The 15,797-nt window shown below is 67.3% G+C and carries 15 protein-coding genes; 3 read left to right on the plus strand and 12 right to left on the minus strand.

Annotation, left to right across the window (positions count from 1 at the left end):
* Positions 1-40: 40 nt before the first annotated feature.
* From cpaB to AC07SQ_RS04880, 7 genes are all read right to left on the minus strand, one after another.
* On the minus strand, positions 41-880 hold the full coding sequence (gene cpaB, locus AC07SQ_RS04850; RefSeq protein ID WP_139702494.1) for a Flp pilus assembly protein CpaB: 840 nt from the start codon (positions 878-880) through the stop codon (positions 41-43).
* Positions 881-913: 33 nt separating this feature from the next.
* The gene (locus AC07SQ_RS04855; protein ID WP_495270579.1) at positions 914-1,498 is read right to left on the minus strand and encodes an A24 family peptidase; all 585 of its coding nucleotides are present in this window, start codon (positions 1,496-1,498) and stop codon (positions 914-916) included.
* 16 nt (positions 1,499-1,514) lie between these two features.
* Positions 1,515-1,661, minus strand: coding sequence for a hypothetical protein (locus AC07SQ_RS04860; protein WP_167395048.1), 147 nt, complete (start codon positions 1,659-1,661; stop codon positions 1,515-1,517).
* A 210-nt stretch (positions 1,662-1,871) separates the two neighbouring features.
* Entirely contained in the window at positions 1,872-3,089 is a 1,218-nt protein-coding gene (locus tag AC07SQ_RS04865; protein WP_495270578.1) for a CaiB/BaiF CoA transferase family protein, read from the minus strand.
* On the minus strand, positions 3,089-4,057 hold the full coding sequence (locus tag AC07SQ_RS04870) for a Bug family tripartite tricarboxylate transporter substrate binding protein (RefSeq protein WP_495270577.1): 969 nt from the start codon (positions 4,055-4,057) through the stop codon (positions 3,089-3,091). Before AC07SQ_RS04870 ends, AC07SQ_RS04865 begins: the two co-directional genes overlap by 1 nt.
* 34 nt (positions 4,058-4,091) lie before the next feature.
* Complete coding sequence (locus AC07SQ_RS04875) at positions 4,092-5,231, minus strand: acyl-CoA dehydrogenase family protein (RefSeq protein ID WP_495270576.1); 1,140 nt, start codon at positions 5,229-5,231, stop codon at positions 4,092-4,094.
* Complete coding sequence (locus AC07SQ_RS04880) at positions 5,228-6,385, minus strand: acyl-CoA dehydrogenase family protein (RefSeq protein WP_495270575.1); 1,158 nt, start codon at positions 6,383-6,385, stop codon at positions 5,228-5,230. Before AC07SQ_RS04880 ends, AC07SQ_RS04875 begins: the two co-directional genes overlap by 4 nt.
* A 109-nt stretch (positions 6,386-6,494) precedes the next feature.
* On the opposite strand from AC07SQ_RS04880, the gene AC07SQ_RS04885 reads away from it, so the two are divergent.
* Genes AC07SQ_RS04885 through AC07SQ_RS04895 form a run of 3 tightly spaced genes read left to right on the plus strand, consistent with a single transcriptional unit; the run spans position 6,495 to position 7,932 of the window.
* Entirely contained in the window at positions 6,495-7,292 is a 798-nt protein-coding gene (locus AC07SQ_RS04885) for an IclR family transcriptional regulator (RefSeq protein WP_240531139.1), read from the plus strand.
* Positions 7,293-7,350: 58 nt separating this feature from the next.
* Positions 7,351-7,626 (plus strand): hypothetical protein, encoded by a 276-nt coding sequence (locus AC07SQ_RS04890; RefSeq protein WP_495270574.1) that lies wholly within the window; start codon positions 7,351-7,353, stop codon positions 7,624-7,626.
* A gap of 24 nt (positions 7,627-7,650) precedes the next feature.
* Positions 7,651-7,932 (plus strand): hypothetical protein, encoded by a 282-nt coding sequence (locus tag AC07SQ_RS04895; RefSeq protein ID WP_495270573.1) that lies wholly within the window; start codon positions 7,651-7,653, stop codon positions 7,930-7,932.
* Positions 7,933-8,055: 123 nt separating this feature from the next.
* On the opposite strand, the gene AC07SQ_RS04900 is transcribed toward AC07SQ_RS04895, so the two are convergent.
* The 5 genes from AC07SQ_RS04900 to AC07SQ_RS04920 all read right to left on the minus strand — a co-directional run bounded on the left by AC07SQ_RS04900 (position 8,056) and on the right by AC07SQ_RS04920 (position 15,744).
* Complete coding sequence (locus AC07SQ_RS04900) at positions 8,056-9,522, minus strand: hypothetical protein (protein WP_495270572.1); 1,467 nt, start codon at positions 9,520-9,522, stop codon at positions 8,056-8,058.
* A 315-nt stretch (positions 9,523-9,837) separates the two neighbouring features.
* The gene (locus tag AC07SQ_RS04905; RefSeq protein ID WP_495270571.1) at positions 9,838-10,233 is read right to left on the minus strand and encodes a hypothetical protein; all 396 of its coding nucleotides are present in this window, start codon (positions 10,231-10,233) and stop codon (positions 9,838-9,840) included.
* A 32-nt stretch (positions 10,234-10,265) separates the two neighbouring features.
* Positions 10,266-11,318 (minus strand): Lcl C-terminal domain-containing protein, encoded by a 1,053-nt coding sequence (locus AC07SQ_RS04910; RefSeq protein ID WP_495270570.1) that lies wholly within the window; start codon positions 11,316-11,318, stop codon positions 10,266-10,268.
* A gap of 374 nt (positions 11,319-11,692) precedes the next feature.
* Entirely contained in the window at positions 11,693-12,049 is a 357-nt protein-coding gene (locus tag AC07SQ_RS04915; RefSeq protein ID WP_495270569.1) for a hypothetical protein, read from the minus strand.
* 86 nt (positions 12,050-12,135) lie between these two features.
* The gene (locus AC07SQ_RS04920) at positions 12,136-15,744 is read right to left on the minus strand and encodes an indolepyruvate ferredoxin oxidoreductase family protein (protein WP_495270568.1); all 3,609 of its coding nucleotides are present in this window, start codon (positions 15,742-15,744) and stop codon (positions 12,136-12,138) included.
* Positions 15,745-15,797 lie beyond the last annotated feature (53 nt).

A 15,797-nucleotide genomic window follows, 5' to 3' on the forward strand; every position in this document is an offset into this window, starting at 1 on the left:
GTTGTGAGTGGGCGCACTTGGTGTTCCTCCTGATGGACGATCAGAAACAGGTGACCGAACGGGCGGCGCTCTGGATCACCTCCACGCATTCGGTGGCTCGCGGCGTGGCGGGACCTGCCAGCCGCACCCGCGGGCGATCCGGAGCCGCCGCGGTGGAGACCGGCACGATGTCCTTCTTCTCGCCGAACAGCTGCCCCTTGGTGATGCCCAGGGTGGCGACCGTGGTCTTGTCCATCTGGTTGCGCAGCACGAGCGACAGGGTGCCCACGCTGCGCGCCAGGTCGAGCTTCTCGGAGTCTTCGAGCGAGAGCTCGAGCGTCACCGCGCTCACGACCTTCGGCTTGGTGTCGTCGCGGTTGGCCTCCTGGGCCACCGCCAGCACCAGCACCTTCTCGAGCACGGTCTTGCTGATCTGCAGCGCGTCTTCGCCGCGCCCTTTGTCCTGTTGGGCGTTGACCATCACGTCGACGTAGTTGCCCGGCAGCGCGAAGCCCGCCACGCCGACGACGTCATTGACGCGCACCGTCATGGCCCGCTTGCCGCTGGCGATCACTGCCGACAGCCCGCCCTGCGTGCCCACCGGCGCCAGCTTGCCCTCCATGAGCGCCTCGCCGCGCAGCACGCCGACCTTCACCACGCGGTCGTTCAGCGCCTTGATGTCGCTGAAGGAGCCGTTCGGCACCGAGCCGCTGGGCCAGTCGACCGTGGACAGCATCTGCGCGTTGACGCGGCTGCCCAGGTCGATGTCGACGGCGGCCACCACGACCTTGTTGGACGCGATGCCGCTTTGTCGGGAGATCCAGCCGGTCGCGTAGACCGCGGCCGCCAGCCCGAACAGCAGGGCCAGAAAGATCAGCCCGATCGCCTTGATGTTCTTCATACGAACCTCCGCCAGGGGTGAAACATGTAGGAGCTAGACAAAGCCCAGCTGGTGCGCCAGCACTTGGACCACCGTGCCCGCCGCGATGCAGACGCCGTAGGGCAACTTGCCCACGGACTGGCCCGCCTGCAGGCGCCCGTCGGGCCGCATGCCTGCGATGGTGGAAATGACCATGCCCTGCGCTGTGGCCTTGACGTTGCCAAGCATGTGGACCAGGCGGCGGCGATGGATCGCGAAGGCCAGCGCCGCGACGCCGCCCGCGATGAAAGTGAAGAGCAAGGCCATCAGCGTCTGCTGGGGCCCGAGGAAGGCCCCGGTCATGGCCATCAGCTTGACGTCGCCGGCGCCCATGATCCCGAGCGCATAGAACGGCAGCATCGCGGCGAAGCCCACGGCCAGGCCACCGAATGCACTCGCCGCGCCCGACGCCGGCGTGCGTGCCGCCATCGTTCCGTAGATAAGGGCGAAGCACGCGCCGCCGAAGGTCAGCCAGTTGGGAATGCGATAGAAGCGCCAGTCGCTCACAGCCGCCACGCCGAGCAGCGCGAAGAGCGCCAGCATGCGGATGTCGGTGGCCAGCATCGCGAGCAGTTCGAGAACAGCGTTGAATTCCTGCATGGCGGGCTCCCCGTGTTCAGGCACTGCGCCGCAGGGCGAGCACCAGCAAAATGGCCACGACCATCACCAGCGCACCGATCAGCGCAACCTCCATGAACGACATGCCGGCGTCTTCGCGCAGCAGGCTCAGGGCGGTTCTCGGCAGAACTTCGAGCGGTTCCATGCGGTGTCCCCGGTGGTCGTGGCCGGCCGAAACCGCTGGCCTTCCCGGCGTGGGAAGAAGCGTTCGGCATGGGGATGACTGTAGGAATCGCACCGCTTTCGCACATGAGCGGAGCGCCCTTTTCTGGGGGAGTCAGGTGTCCCGCGACGGCACGGGGACGGGCATGACAAAACGCCTACCCGGCCGGGCAGGCGAGAACGCGGGCGCGCTTCAGATCACCTGCGCGTCGCGCAGCGCCGCGAGCTGTGCCTCGTCCAGGCCCAGCCCGCCATACACCTCGGCGTTGTGCTGCCCCGTGCGCGGCCCCGTGGCGGCCGGGCGCACGCCTTCGCGCCCCACGAAGCGCGGCACGGCCGCCGGTGCGGGCACGGAGCCGAACTGTTCGTCGGGCACGTCGATGAAGGCGCCGCGTGCCTGCATGTGCGGGTCGGCCCGCAGGTCGGCGATCGAATACACCTTGCTGTAGGGCACGTCTTCGCGGTCCAGCCGCACGGCCAGTTCCGCGAATGGAAGGCTGCTGCACCAGTCGGCAATGATGCGGTCCAGCGCCTCGAGGTGGCGGATGCGCGCGGCGTTGTCGGCAAAGCGTGCGTCGGTGAGCAGGTCGTCGCGGTCGATGGCACGGCAGATGCGCGCAAAGATCGGCCCGCCCGTGCCCACCAGCGTGAACCACACGCCGTCGAGCGCGCGGAACACGTTGGACGGCGCGGTGTAGGTGGCGCGCGAGCCGGTTCGTTCGCGCACCACGCCGCCGATGCGATGCTCGGCCGCCAGCGGATCGAGCAGGCGCGACATCGCCTCCGTGGCCGACAGGTCGATCTCGGCGCCCCGCTGTTGATCGCGCGGCAACGCGTTGCGCTCGGCCAGCGCGGTGCTGATGGCGAAAGCGCCGAACAGGCCCGCCACCACATCGCCCAGCGGGTAGTTCATGTGCTGCGGCGGACCATCGGGCTCGCCGGTCAGGTGCGTGAACCCGCTCATCGCTTCGAAGATGCGGGCAAAGCCTGGCCGGCGCGCATACGGCCCGGTCTGGCCGAAGCCCGTGAGGCGCAGCACGATGAGGCGCGGGTTGGCCGCGTGCAGCGTGGCGATGTCCAGGCCCCAGCCGTCCAGCGTGCCGGTGCGGAAGTTTTCCACCAGCACGTCGAAGCCGGCGATGAGCCGCAGGAACAGCGCGCGGCCCTCGGGCTTGCGCACGTCGAGCGAGATGCCCTTCTTGCCACGGTTGGCCGTCTTCCAGAACAGCGGATGGCCCTCGTGCACCGGCGTGAGCCCGCGCAGCGGATCGCCGCCGCCCGGCAGCTCGAGCTTGACGACGTCGGCGCCCATGTCGCCGCACAGCGTGGCCGAGAACGGCGCCGCGAGCACGGTCGCCATGTCGAGAATGCGCACCCCGTGCAGGGGCGCGTGGTCGGCAGGCTGGCCCATCAGTTGCCCTTCAGGTCGACGCGCTTGAGCACCGGGTCCCACAGCTTGCGGTCGGCGGCAATGCGCTGGCCGTAGGCGGGCAGCGACGGGTCGAGCGCGGCCGCGCCCAGCTTGGCCAGCTTGTCCTTCACCGCGGGCAAGGCCTTGGCCAATGCCGCCCGCAGCGGACGCATGACGGCATCGGGCGTGCCCTTGGGCGCGACGATGCCCACCCACAGGCCGCTGTCGAAGCCCTGCAGGCCCAGCTCGGCGAAGGTGGGCACGTCGGGCGCCGAGGGCGAGCGCGTGCGGCCGGTCTGCGCCAGGATGCGGATCTGCCCGCTGCTCATGTAGGGCAGCGTGCCGCCGAGGTTGTTGCACATCACCGGGATGTGGCCGGCGATCAGGTCGTTCACCGCCGGCGCGTTCCCCTTGTAGGGCACGTGCTGCATCTTGATGCCGGCCTGGTGGTTGATCATTTCGCACACCAGGTGCGACGGCGTGCTCGGGCCGGCGGAGCCGAAGGCGAGTTGCCCCGGCTTGGCCTTGTCGGCGGCGATGAGCTCGGGCAGCTTCTGGTACGGCGTCTTCGCGTTGACCGCGATCACGTTGGGCAGGTCGGCCACCAGGCCCACGGGCACGAAATCGTCCACCGGGTTCCAGGCGAGGCCCTTGTGCACGTAGGGCAGGAAGATGTTGGTCAGGCCCGCCATGAGCAGTGTGTAGCCGTCCGGCGCCGACTTGGCCACGAGTTCGGAACCGATGAGGCTGCCGGCGCCGGGCTTGTTCTCCACGATGACAGGTTGGCCCAGCGCGTGCCCCAGTTCCAGCGCCACCTCGCGCGCCACCAGGTCGGTGCTGCCGCCGGCGGGGAAAGGCACGACCAGCTTCACGGGGCGGTCGGGGAAGGCGGCCATCGCCAGCGAGCCGGCCAGGCCTAGGGCAAGGCCCGCGGTCAGGTGCGAAATTTTCTTGATCAAGGACGTCATCGTCAGTCTCCAGTTTCTCGGTGTGTTCAGCGTGTCAGTGCGTGAGGAAGCGGCGCCCGAGCGTGGCGCGGTGCAGCTCGGAGGCGCCGTCGTAGATGCGAAACGGCCGCAGCTCGCGCACGATGAGGGCGACGGGCGCGTCTTCCGACATGCCCAGCGCACCGCACATCTGCGCCGCGCGGTCGGCCACGCGGTTCAGGGCCTCGGACACGAAGACCTTCGTCATCGCCGACTCGGTCTTCACCGACAGCCCCTCGTCCATGCGGCGCGCGCAGTCCAGGCTCATGAGCCGACTGGCATGCAGGTCGATGTGGCAGTCGGCCACCATCGCCTGGATCTGCTGCAGGTCGGCCAGCCGATCGCCGAAGGACGTGCGCTCGCCCACGTAGGCCTGCGCGATCTCGAGCGCGCGCTGCGCGCGGCCCATGAGCCGCAGGCAGTGCGACAGCCGCGCGGGCTCCAGCCGCTGCTGCGCCGCCACGAAGCCCGAGCCCACCTCGCCCAGCACCGCGTCGGCGCCCACGCGGCAGGCGGTGAAGCGCAGCTCGCCGTGCCCGCCGACTGCGAACGGGTCGATGGCCTTGATGGCGCGCACCAGCGAAAGGCCCGGGTGGTCCATGTCCACGATGAACTGCGTGGGCCCCTCTTCCGTCTGTGCCAGCACGATGCAGAAGGCCGCGCCCACCGCACCGGTGATGAACCACTTGTGGCCATCGATGACCCAGCCGTCACCCTCGCGCCGCGCGGTGGTCCGCAGCATCGACGGGTCGGAGCCCGCGCCGGGCGCCGGCTCGGTCATCGCGAAGCACGAGCGGATGCGACCCTCGGCCAGCGGCCGCAGGTAGCGCTGCTGTTGCGCGGGCGTGCCCTGGCGCAGCAGGCTGATCATGCTGGGCTGGTCGGGCGCCGCGCAGTTGAGCGCGGCCGGGCCCAGGTAGCTGCGGCCGGCCTCCTCGAACACCGCCGCGCGCTCGACCCACGACAGGCCCAGCCCGCCCTCCTCCACCGGCATCTGCGGCAGGTACAGGCCCCGCTCGCGCGCAACCGGGCGCAGCTGCGACAGCGCCGCGTCCATCGCCCGCGGGTCGTGCACGTGGACCGTCGATTCGAGCGGGATGCAATGCCGCTCGACGAAGTCGCGCACCCGTGCGACGAGGTCGGTGCGCACGCTCATCGCGCACCCGCCTCGCGCAGCGCCAGCTTGGCGATGTTCAGTTGGTGGATCTGGCTCGTGCCCTCGTACAGGCGGAACAGGCGCACGTCGCGGTAGTAGCGCTCGATGGGGCTGAAGTCGGCCACGTAGCCCGAGCCGCCGAACATCTGCACCGCGCGGTCGGCCACGCGGCCGCACATCTCCGATGCGAAGTACTTGCACATCGAGGCCGACATGGCCACGTCTTCGCCGCGATCGCGTGCACGCGCCGCCTCGAGGATCATCGAACGCGCCGCGTAGATCTCGGTGCGGCTGTCGGCGATCATGGCCTGCACCAGCTGGAAGTCGGCCACCGCCTGGCCGAACTGATGGCGGCTGCTGGTGTGCGCCATGGCCAGGTCCAGCATGCGGATGGCCGGGCCCGTGCACAGCGCCGCCAGGTGCAGGCGCTGCTTGTTGAGCACCTTCATCACCGTCTGGAAGCCCATGCCCTCGCGCCCGCCGATGAGCTGGTCGGCGTGCACGCGGCATTCGTCGAAATGCACGTCCGACACGAAGGAGCCGGCCTGGCCCATCATGCGGTAGGGCGCGCCTGTGGTCAGGCCCGGCCCACGCTCGACCAGGAACGCGGACACCCCCTTGCTGCCCTTCGAGCCGTCTTCGGTGCGGGCGATGACGGTGAACACATCGGCCACCGGCGCGTTGGTGATGAAGCGCTTGCTGCCGTTGAGCACGTAGTGCTCGCCCTCGCGGCGCGCGATGGTCTGCACGTTGCTGGCCTCTGATCCCGCCTCGGGCTCCGTCAGCGCCAGGCAGCCGGTGAGTTCGCCCGTGGCCATGCGCGGCAGCCAGCGCTGCTTCTGCGCCTCGGTGCCGTCGGCCACCAGCGCTTCGGAGCCGATGCCCGTGTTGGTGCCCACGCGGGCGCGCAGCGCCACCGACGACTGCGACAGCTCCATCGCGCACAGCACCAGCTCCTCGGTCGTCAGGCCCAGGCCGCCGTACGCCTCGGGAATGCTCCAGCCGAAGTAGCCCTTGCGCCGCAGTTCGTCGACCACGTCGGGCGGGATGTCGTTGTCGCGGCTGACCTGGTCTTCCAGCGGATGCCAGCGTTCGCGAACGAAGGCGCGGATGTCGGCCCGCAGGGCCTCGAAGTGGGGGGTGTCTCGGATCATGGTGGCCGCGACTGTAGGAAGCAGGTCCACAATTGCCGGCACTGAATTTCAATCATTGAAACTGCGATTCACTCCCATGCCCCGCTCTGCCCAGAATCGCCGCCAGCCCATGAAGCATTCCGACGACCTGCGCCGCGTGCGGGACGAAGACCCGTACATCGCCGGCACCCTGGCCAAGGGCCTGCTCATCCTGCAGACCTTCGTGGGGGACCCGCGCGCGCACGCCAACAGCGAGTTCGCGGCCAAGCTCGGCCTGTCGCGCCCCACCGTCTCGCGCCTGTGCCGCACCCTGCTGACCATGGGTTTCCTGGACCACGACGAACGCCTGGACCGCTACTTCATCGGCCCCGCCGCCGTGGCGCTGTGCTACCCCTACGTCATCAACACGCCCATGCTGGCCCTGCTGCGCCCGGCCATGCAGCAGCTGGCCGACCGCGTCGAGGGCGCGGTGTCGGTCGGCGTGACCAGCGACCTCGACGTGGTCTACCTGGAGACCTGTGCCCACGAGGGCGGCACCCTCAAGCGCCCCGGCGTGGGCGCCGTGCGCGGCATCGTCGAAACCGCCATGGGGCGTGCGTGGCTCGCGCAGCTGCCCGCGGGCGAACGCCAGGAGTTCCTGGCCCGCGTGAAGCACGAGCGGCCCGACGAGCACGCGCGCTGCCTCGAAGGCGTGCGCGAGAGCGTGGCGCACTACGGCAAGCGCGGCTTCGCGATCAATCTTGGGGATTCAGGCTTCGGCGTGCTTGCCGCGGGCGCCGCGGCGCGCATCCGCTACGGGCCGCGCCGGCTGCTGTTCAACTGCGCGGTGCCGGGATTCCGCTGGAAGAAGGCGCAGCTGCTGGACACCATCGGGCCGGGGTTGATGCAGCTGGTGGAGGCGGCGGATCGGCAATCGGGGTTGCGGTGAGGGCATGCGGATTGCGGGATCGTGCGAAAGTACCCGAGAACTTCTTCCCCGGCCCTTGATGTCCACCAAGCAGCTGTTGAGTGCGGTTGCGACGATCCTGACCTTCGTCACGTACGTTCCCTACGTGCGCGCGATCAAGCGCGGAACCGTCAGGCCGCACTTCTTCTCTTGGATCATCTGGGGCTTCGGCACCGTGGTGGTGTTCTGGGCGCAGCTCGCAGGAGGCGCTGGCACAGGCACCTGGTCCATCGGGCTGTCCGGCGCGATCGCGTTCTATATCTGCGTGCTGTCTTATTCGAGGCGAACCGATCTGGCGATCACGCGAGCGGACTGAATCTTTCTGCTGACCTCGCTCTCGGTGCTGCCCACCTGGTTCCTGACCGGCGATGCGATATGGGCGGTGGTGATCCTGACCGCTGTCGACCTCGCCGGCTTCGCCCCGACCTTTCGCGCGGCCTACACCCAGCCATTTCGCGAACAGACCACCTTCTTTGCGCTGGGCGCAGCCTGGAATGTGTTGGTGATCCTCACGCTGGAGCACTACTCGGTGACGACGGTGCTGTTTCCGTTGGCTGGGGGCGTGGCCTGCATCGCGTTGGTTGCGCTGATCAGTTGTCGGCGGTGGCGGCTGCGTGGGTGATGGGTGATTGGGGCCCAAATCGGTCAAAGAGCAGGGCCAAAATCAGAGCGCCGAAGTGACTCTCGACGTTTTCCATGAGGGGCCTATCGTGAGCAGATGTGCTCAATAGAAGGGTTAGCCGCCTTAGTCTGCTGTCCACTTGAGTTGGCGTGCGTAGCTCTGAAGCTTGTTGAGGACGTATTGCGCGACCGTTGAGCGATTGCCTGAAGCCAGAAAATCTCCTTTTCGCCATGTGTACTCAATGCATTGAACTCTGTCTTCGAAATAGATGCCGTTGTCCGGGATCAATCCGCAGAAGGGGAGCTTCTGCTCCGCCGTGGCCTTTTCAAAGGGAACGTCAGAGTCCTTCAAGATTCCCTCGATTGCTGCCTTCATAAAGCGGTTAAGGTTTTTGTCTTTGCCGAGATTGAATCCCGTCTCCGCAAGAAGTTGGAAAGCTGCTGCAGCATCCTCACCAGGCGTGCCGCGAGCTTCAAACCTGGAAAGCTCCCCCCCACAAATGATCTTGCCAAGGTCGGAGCGCCCTAGATCGCGCACCCCGCGAGCTGGACCGTATCGCTTATAGCCAGCAGTATCGAACAGTTCCATTGAGTCGGAAAAGTTCCTGATGCAGGAGGCGGCGGCAGTTGGCGCTAAACAAAGTGCATGCGCATCAAGTTGAACAATAGTTCTTGTGAGCAGCCCCCTGCGCGCGGACCACCACTTCCCGATTTCGCTTTGCGAGGTCACAGATATCAACGCGTGGGCATCGAGAAGCCCATACCGTGAAGGTGACGTCAATTGCGTGAGAACGCCAGGGTCGGCACTTTCGCTGGCAAACACGATAAGCATGGAAACCGGCTTTTCTAGTTCAGCCTCAAGGGACCGAACCCTCGCATTGAAGTCGTGAGAGATGCGGCGAAGAAAGCTTCCAAGAGTGAAGAAATGACTCGGCACGTAGTTCGCAGGGTCAACCCCAAGCTCTTCGAGGTTGTTCATGTGATTCGCCAACGTGAGCGTGTGCTTCGCGGTGTCTTGCCAAGTGCTTTGATGAGGTCCTTCGCAGACAAGAGGAAGCTTTATCGACGTTTCGCCGGCGATATCTACATAGCGTTTCGAGAGCGCTTCTGCAATTTCGGAGTTCGTCTCTGGCCAAAAGACGATCGACGGAACGCTGCCTGCGTTGGTTCGAAGAAATCGCTTGATCGCGGCAAGCTCAGTATCCGTGGGCGGAGCATTCTCACGGTGGTCAATGTTGATCGGAATGATCCTTCGATTGTTCGCTGGGAGCGACTTCACGAATTCTTTGACAGCGTGAACCAGCCCGTCAAACGAAAGCTCGCCGTCATACGCGCAGGTTGGCCCATAAAGCGCCGGCAACCATTGTGAGGCGTTCATTACGAATGTTGTCTTGCCTACGCCAGTTTGTCCCGCCAATGGAACAAGTACACCTTCATCGCGGGTCAAGACCTCGTTTGCGAGCGCGCGAAGGCTATCCACGTTCTGCCCGGCGGGCGAAATCAAGAGGTTGGCAACCTCGGACCCAAGGTGTTTCTCCAATCGCTCATAGCGATCAGGTAGCGTGAGTTGCGAGAGCAGATGACTGGCCATGCTTGTGAACCTCTGAAGTTATGTGTGAGACCGCGAGCGTGTTGTAGGTCGATTGTTAAGGATTCATGTCGAACATTGAGCATGCGCACATCTCGGCTGAAGCGCCGAGGCATCCGTGCGACACGGGCAATCGCAGGCCATCGAAAAATGTCAGCCGCTGGCCGACTGTAGCTGCACGAGCTTCCAGAGCAAAGCGCACCAAAGCTTCCCTACGCCTCTATGCAGGGAAGCGCGGCAGCTTGGCCTCGACGACTGCCGCTCTGAACGCTCTATCTCTCGCAGCCCACTGCTCCAGTGGCGCCTGGCCGTCGACGGCTATGCCTGACGGCTCAGACGACGCTTCAAAACATGGATCGCCAGAGGGCTCGTCAAAGAACCCCATTGAAACTGTGCGACGTAGCCATGCACATCCTCGCGCCCCTGCTCCATGATGAAGCGCACCGTACTTTGAAACGCACTGCCTTCGAGGATGCACAAGCCGTCGAAGGATGGCGCCCGCTGTGCGAATGCCCGCCAGTTCTGCACGCACCTCGATACGAATCCCGGCTGCTCCCGGGATGTCGTCAAGGACACGGGGTGAACCGGGTGGTTCCTGTCCTCCTCCCGGTGCCACACCGCCTGCTGTCCGGCAGAGACCGCCAAGGCACAGAGGCGCTCGGCCCATGTGGTCTTGCCTGTTCCCAGCAGCCCTTCCACCAGGACCAGCTTCATGGCATGGCGTCGAGACAGATGCGCATCGCACGTCACTCGCGCACGAGCCGGACCCCGAGGGGCATGGGCTGCGCCTCGCAAGAGATATCGCCCCCACCCCCCAGCACCCATCCGCCGATCCATGCACGGGCCTCCCGCGTCGCGGGGCCCGCGGTGCAGACGGTGGAGGACCGATACCCTTCGCGCAGCGGCTGTGTGCCGGACGCCGGGAAATCGGCGGCGGGGATGTCGAGCTTCTTGAACCAGCGCTCTGCGAGGCTGTTCACCTCCTTGATGGTGGGCAGGCGCCAACCCGGTTGTGTGCTGGCGTGCTGCAGGGCTTGCACATAGCGGTAGCGTCCGGCCGTCCCGGTGCAGCGCTGGCCGTTCCATACCTGCGGCTCGTCGCAGCGGCGCCACGCCAGGCCGGTGTGGCGGTCTTCGACCACGCCGCCGGGCACGCCGCGCTCGTCGGGCACTTCGCGCCAGCGGCCGGTCTCGGGCACTTCGGGGCCGCGCACCAGGCGAATGAACAACGGCTGCGGCTTTCTCTCCATCCTGCGGTTGCAGCTGTAGACGAACCCGAGCTTGAAGCTCACGCACCAGATGCGGGTCTGGTCGTCCGGCTCGGAGCTCATGTAGTTGCCCGGCACGGTGTTGGGCAGCCATCGCGCATCGACGGCGGCCTGCTCGGCGGGCCATCGCCCCGTCCGTTCGTTGATCAGCTCCCCCAGATCGATCAGGCCGTACAGCTCGGCCACCGTGGGCAGGCGCCAATCGGTGAAGCCGCACAGGCGCATCGCGTTCACCTGCGCCACATAGGCCATGGCATCGCCCGGCCGCCCGTCGCCGTAGTAGGAATAGGCGTCGGTGTTGGCCCGGCTGCCGGGCGCTGGCTCATTGTGCGGACCGTAGCTGTCGATCAGCTTGCCGGTGCCTGGCGGACCGGCCTGTGTCCTCATCCACGCCAGCTTGCCGCTGTCGGGCTTGCCCTCCCAGACCAGTCCGGACACCCGGTCGCGCACGCAGGAGGTCAAGGGTTGGCCGGCCACCGCCTCGTAGTGGGGTGGGCCCGCGCGCAACATGCCGTCTTGCTTGGGGATCAAGGCCAGCGGTCCCGCGTCCGTGCAGGACTGAGGGGCGGATCTGCCGTCTTGCTGCAAGCCCAGGCACGTGCGCGCGCCGGTGGGCGGCACCTTCACTGTGGTCGGTCCGGCCGTGGCCGGTGGCGACTGCGCAGCGGCGGGCGCGGCGGCCAGCCCCAGCAGGACGACCGCTGCGACTGCCGCGCGAACCACCGCTGCGGACGTGCGGATCGTGGTGGTGTGGAAAGGGATTCGCGTGCTACCCAAGCAAACGCCCTTCAGCTGCTGCGAGCATCTTCAACATCGTCGGCTCAACCCTCCCCGGCGAACGGCCGGTCGTGGCCGATGGTACCCAGTCAGATGATGGCGCGGGAGCCGACTGTGCGCACCGTGCGCTAAGCCCGGAACCAGATCCTGAGCGTCACATGCATCGCATAGGCCAATCCCAGCACGCACCACGCCAGGAAGAACATGTTGGCCCAGTAGTCGCCCGCATGCGCCGCCAGCGTGTAGACCTGCCCCACGCAGCCCTTTCCGACGCACGGCACCTCGCCCCGCACCAGGGCGCGCAGCATGGCGAAGAAGAGGTAGCACGCCACACCAGCGGTCAACAGGAATCCGACGGGCCCGACGAGCCCCTGGGTGAGTTCGCCCTTCTCATCGCGATAGCCCTTGCGCAGCAGGTTCTGTCCGTACCTGTACCAGGCATATCCGAGCAGGAGCATCAGGGCGTAGTAGAGGAAAGCGCGCATGGGTCCTGTGATCGTCGGGGTGTGGCGGGCGTGAGTGCTTCGGCAAGGATCGTAGCCGAGCAACTCACGCTCGCCACCCGCGCCCGCTACCGCGCGCTGGCCACGATGGCGATGCCGCGAATCTGCCCGGCGCCGGGCGCCTCCACGGGCTTCGCGTAGCGCGATGGCGCAAAGCGGTGCAGCAGTTCGGCCTCGCGAACGCGCGCCGAGTCCAGGTTCGCCAGCTTCACATGGCCGAAGCCGCGCACCGACAGCGGCAGCGCCGCGATGCGTGCGGCGGTCGACTGGTTGTCGGGGGTCAGCGCGGTGGCCATCTCCTTCAGCAGGCGGTCGAAGTGGTCGATCAACGCGCGCTCGGTGCGGCGCTCCGCCGTGTGGCCGAACAGGTCAAAGGGCGTGCCGCGCAGGCGCTTGCCGTGGGCCAGCCATTTCATCGCTGGCAGCATCCATCCACCGAGGCGCACCTTGGCGGGCGCCTGCCCGTGCGCGGGGCGCGAGAGCAGTGGCGGCGCCATATGGAACTCGAGCTTCAGGTCGCCTTCGAACTGGTCCTTCAGCTTCTGCAGGAACGCGCCGTCGGTGTACAGGCGCGCGACCTCGTACTCGTCCTTGTAGCTCATGAGCTTCAAGAGGCTGCGCGCCGCGTTGCGCGTGAAGGGCAGGCTCGCATCGCCACCCGGCATTGCGGATTCGACCGCCTGCACTGCGCGGATACGCTGCTCGAAGCGCGCGGCCCACGCGGCGTTCTGGTAGCCGGTGAGATGGCGGCGCGCATCGGCGATCAGCGTTTCCAGTGGGCGGTCGTCGACCTGGTGCGCCGCAGCCTCGACCGGTGCCGCGCGCAGCTGGTCGAGCGCCGCGGGGTCGCCGGCCGCGAGCCGCCCCAGCGAGAACGCCGACTGGTTGGCCGCCACGGCCACGCCGTTGAGTTCGATCGCGTGCATGAGCGCTTCGAGGCTCAGCGGCACGAGGCCGCGCTGCCACGCATAGCCGGTCGCGACGATGTTCGCGGCCAGCGTGTCGCCCAGGAACTCTTCGGCCAGGCTCTGCGCATCGAAGGTCTCGACCTGCTCTTCGCCCGCGACGAAGCGCATCTTCTCCAGCAGCAGGTCGACATGCAGGTCCGCATCGGGGTTGCGAAGCGACTCGGCCACGGGAATCTCATGGATGTTCGCGAGCACGCGCGTGCGTCCGTGCCGCACGGTCTGCAGCGCGTCGGCCGAGGCGCCCACCACCACGTCGCAGGCGAGGATGGCGTCGGCCTGCTGCGTGTCGATGCGCACCTGGTTCAACCGCTCGGGCGTGTCGGCCAGCCGCACGAAGCTCAGCACCGAACCGCCCTTCTGCGCGAAACCCATGAAGTCGAGCACGCTGGCCGACTTGGCCTCGAGGTGCGCGGCCATCGCGATGACCGCGCCCACCGTCACCACGCCCGTGCCGCCCACGCCGGTCACGAGAAGGTCGTACGGACCGGTCCATGCATGCGGCGCGGGATGCGCGAGCGCGCCCACGCGGTGCAGGAAGGCATCCCGCCCGGCCGCCAGCGCCCCGCTCTTGCGGCGCAGCTTGCCGCCGGTGACGCCCACGAAGCTGGGGCAGAAGCCCTTGGCGCAGGAGTAGTCCTTGTTGCAGCTGGTCTGGTCGATCTTGCGCTTGCGGCCCATCGGCGTCTCGTGCGGCAGCACGGCCACGCAGTTGCTCTGCACAGTGCAGTCGCCGCAGCCTTCGCACACGGCCTCGTTGATGAACAGGCGCTTGGGGGGATCGGCCAGTTCGCCCTTCTTGCGGCGACGGCGCTTCTCGGCCGCGCAGGTCTGCTCGTAGATGAGCACGGTCACGCCGGGCATCTCTCGCAGGCGGCGCTGCACCTCGTCGAGCGCGGCGCGGTCGTGAAACTCGGTGCCCGCCGGAAACTTGTTCTTGATCGCGTCGTAGTGATGGATGGCATCGCTCACCACCACCACCTTGGTGACGCCCTCCGACTCCACCTGCCGCGCAATGGCGTCCACGCTGATGACGCCGTCGACCGGCTGGCCGCCCGTCATCGCGACCGCGTCGTTGAACAAAATCTTGTAGGTGAGCGTGGCCTTGGCCGCCACGGCCTGGCGGATCGCGAGGTAGCCCGAGTGGTAGTAGGTGCCGTCGCCCAGGTTCTGGAACACGTGCGGCGTCCTGGTGAACATGGCGTGCGAGATCCAGTCGACGCCCTCGCCGCCCATCTGGATCAAGCCCGCGGTGCTGCGGTCCATCCAGTTGGCCATGAAGTGGCAGCCGATCCCCGCGCGCGCCGTCGAGCCTTCGGGCACCTTGGTGCTGGTGTTGTGCGGGCAGCCGGCGCAGAAGTACGGCAGGCGCTTGACGGCATCGCTCGCGTTGCCCAGCAGCTCGGGCGGCGTGAAGTCGCGCACATGCTGCAGGTGGTCGCCGAGGTCGTGGTTGTCGGGAAAGTGCACCGCCAGCCAGTGCGCGACCAGTTCGATGAGGCGCGACGGACGCAGCTCGCCGAGCGCGGACACCAGCGGCTGGCCCTCGCGGTCGTGCTTGCCCACGAGCACGGGGCGCGCCTCGGGCGGCGCGTTGTAGAAGATGTCGCGCAGCTGCGTCTCGACCACCGCGCCCTTCTCTTCCACGATGAGGATCTCGCCGAGCCCGCGCGCGAATTCCTTGAGGCGCGTCTGCTCGACCGGAAAGCTCAGGCCCACCTTGTACAGCCGCACACCGGCGCGCGCGAGCTGATCGGGCGAGAGTTCGAGCCGGCGCAGCACCTCCATCAGGTCGTGGTGCGCCTTGCCGCAGGTGACGATGCCCACCTTGGCATGCGGGCTCACGATGACGTGGCGGTCGATGCTGTTGCGTTGTGTGAAGGCGGCCACGGCGGCGAGCTTGTCTTCCAGCCGCGACTCGATGCGCAGCGACGGCAGGTCGGGCCAGCGGTAGTGCAGGCCGTCGGGCGGCGCAGCATGGCCGGTGGCGGCGCGCACGGCATCGGCATCTTCCCAGGCGGCCACGCGCGCGTTCACCGCATCGAGGTCCACGGTGCCCGCGCTCTCGACGATCTCGGACAGCGCCGCCATGCCCACCCACGCGCCCGAGTAGCGCGACAGCTCGTAGCCGTACAGGCCGAACTCCAGGTACTCGGCCACGCTCGCGGGCTGCATCACGGGCATGCGCCAGGCCATGAAGGCGTGGTCGCTCTGGTGCGGCATCGACGACGACACGCAGCCGTGGTCGTCGCCCGCCACCACCAGCACGCCGCCGCGCGGCGACGAGCCATACGCATTGCCGTGCTTGAGCGCGTCGCCCGCGCGGTCCACGCCCGGGCCCTTGCCGTACCACATGGCATACACGCCATCGACGGTGCGCTCGGGGTCCGATTCGACACGCTGCGTGCCCAGCACCTGCGTGGCCGCGAGTTCCTCGTTCACGGCAGGAACGAAGCGGATGCCGGTCTTCTTGAAGCGCTCGCCGGCCTTCCAGATGGCCTGGTCGACCATGCCCAGCGGCGAGCCGCGGTAGCCGCTGACGAAGCCCTGCGTGTGCAGGCCGCGCGCCGCGTCGCGCTGGCCCTGCATCGCCAGGATGCGGATCAGCGCCTGCGTGCCGGTGAGGAAGACCGAGCCGGCATCGGCCCAGAGGTTGTCGGAAAGTTGGTAGTCGGGCCGTCGGAGTGCGGTCGCTTCAAGTGGGGCGTTCATGCCCGGAATTGTTCTGCGCCCCCCCAAGTAAGTGTTTCTTCAATACACTGGCG

Source organism: Variovorax sp. GW821-FHT06D12 (assembly GCF_059419205.1).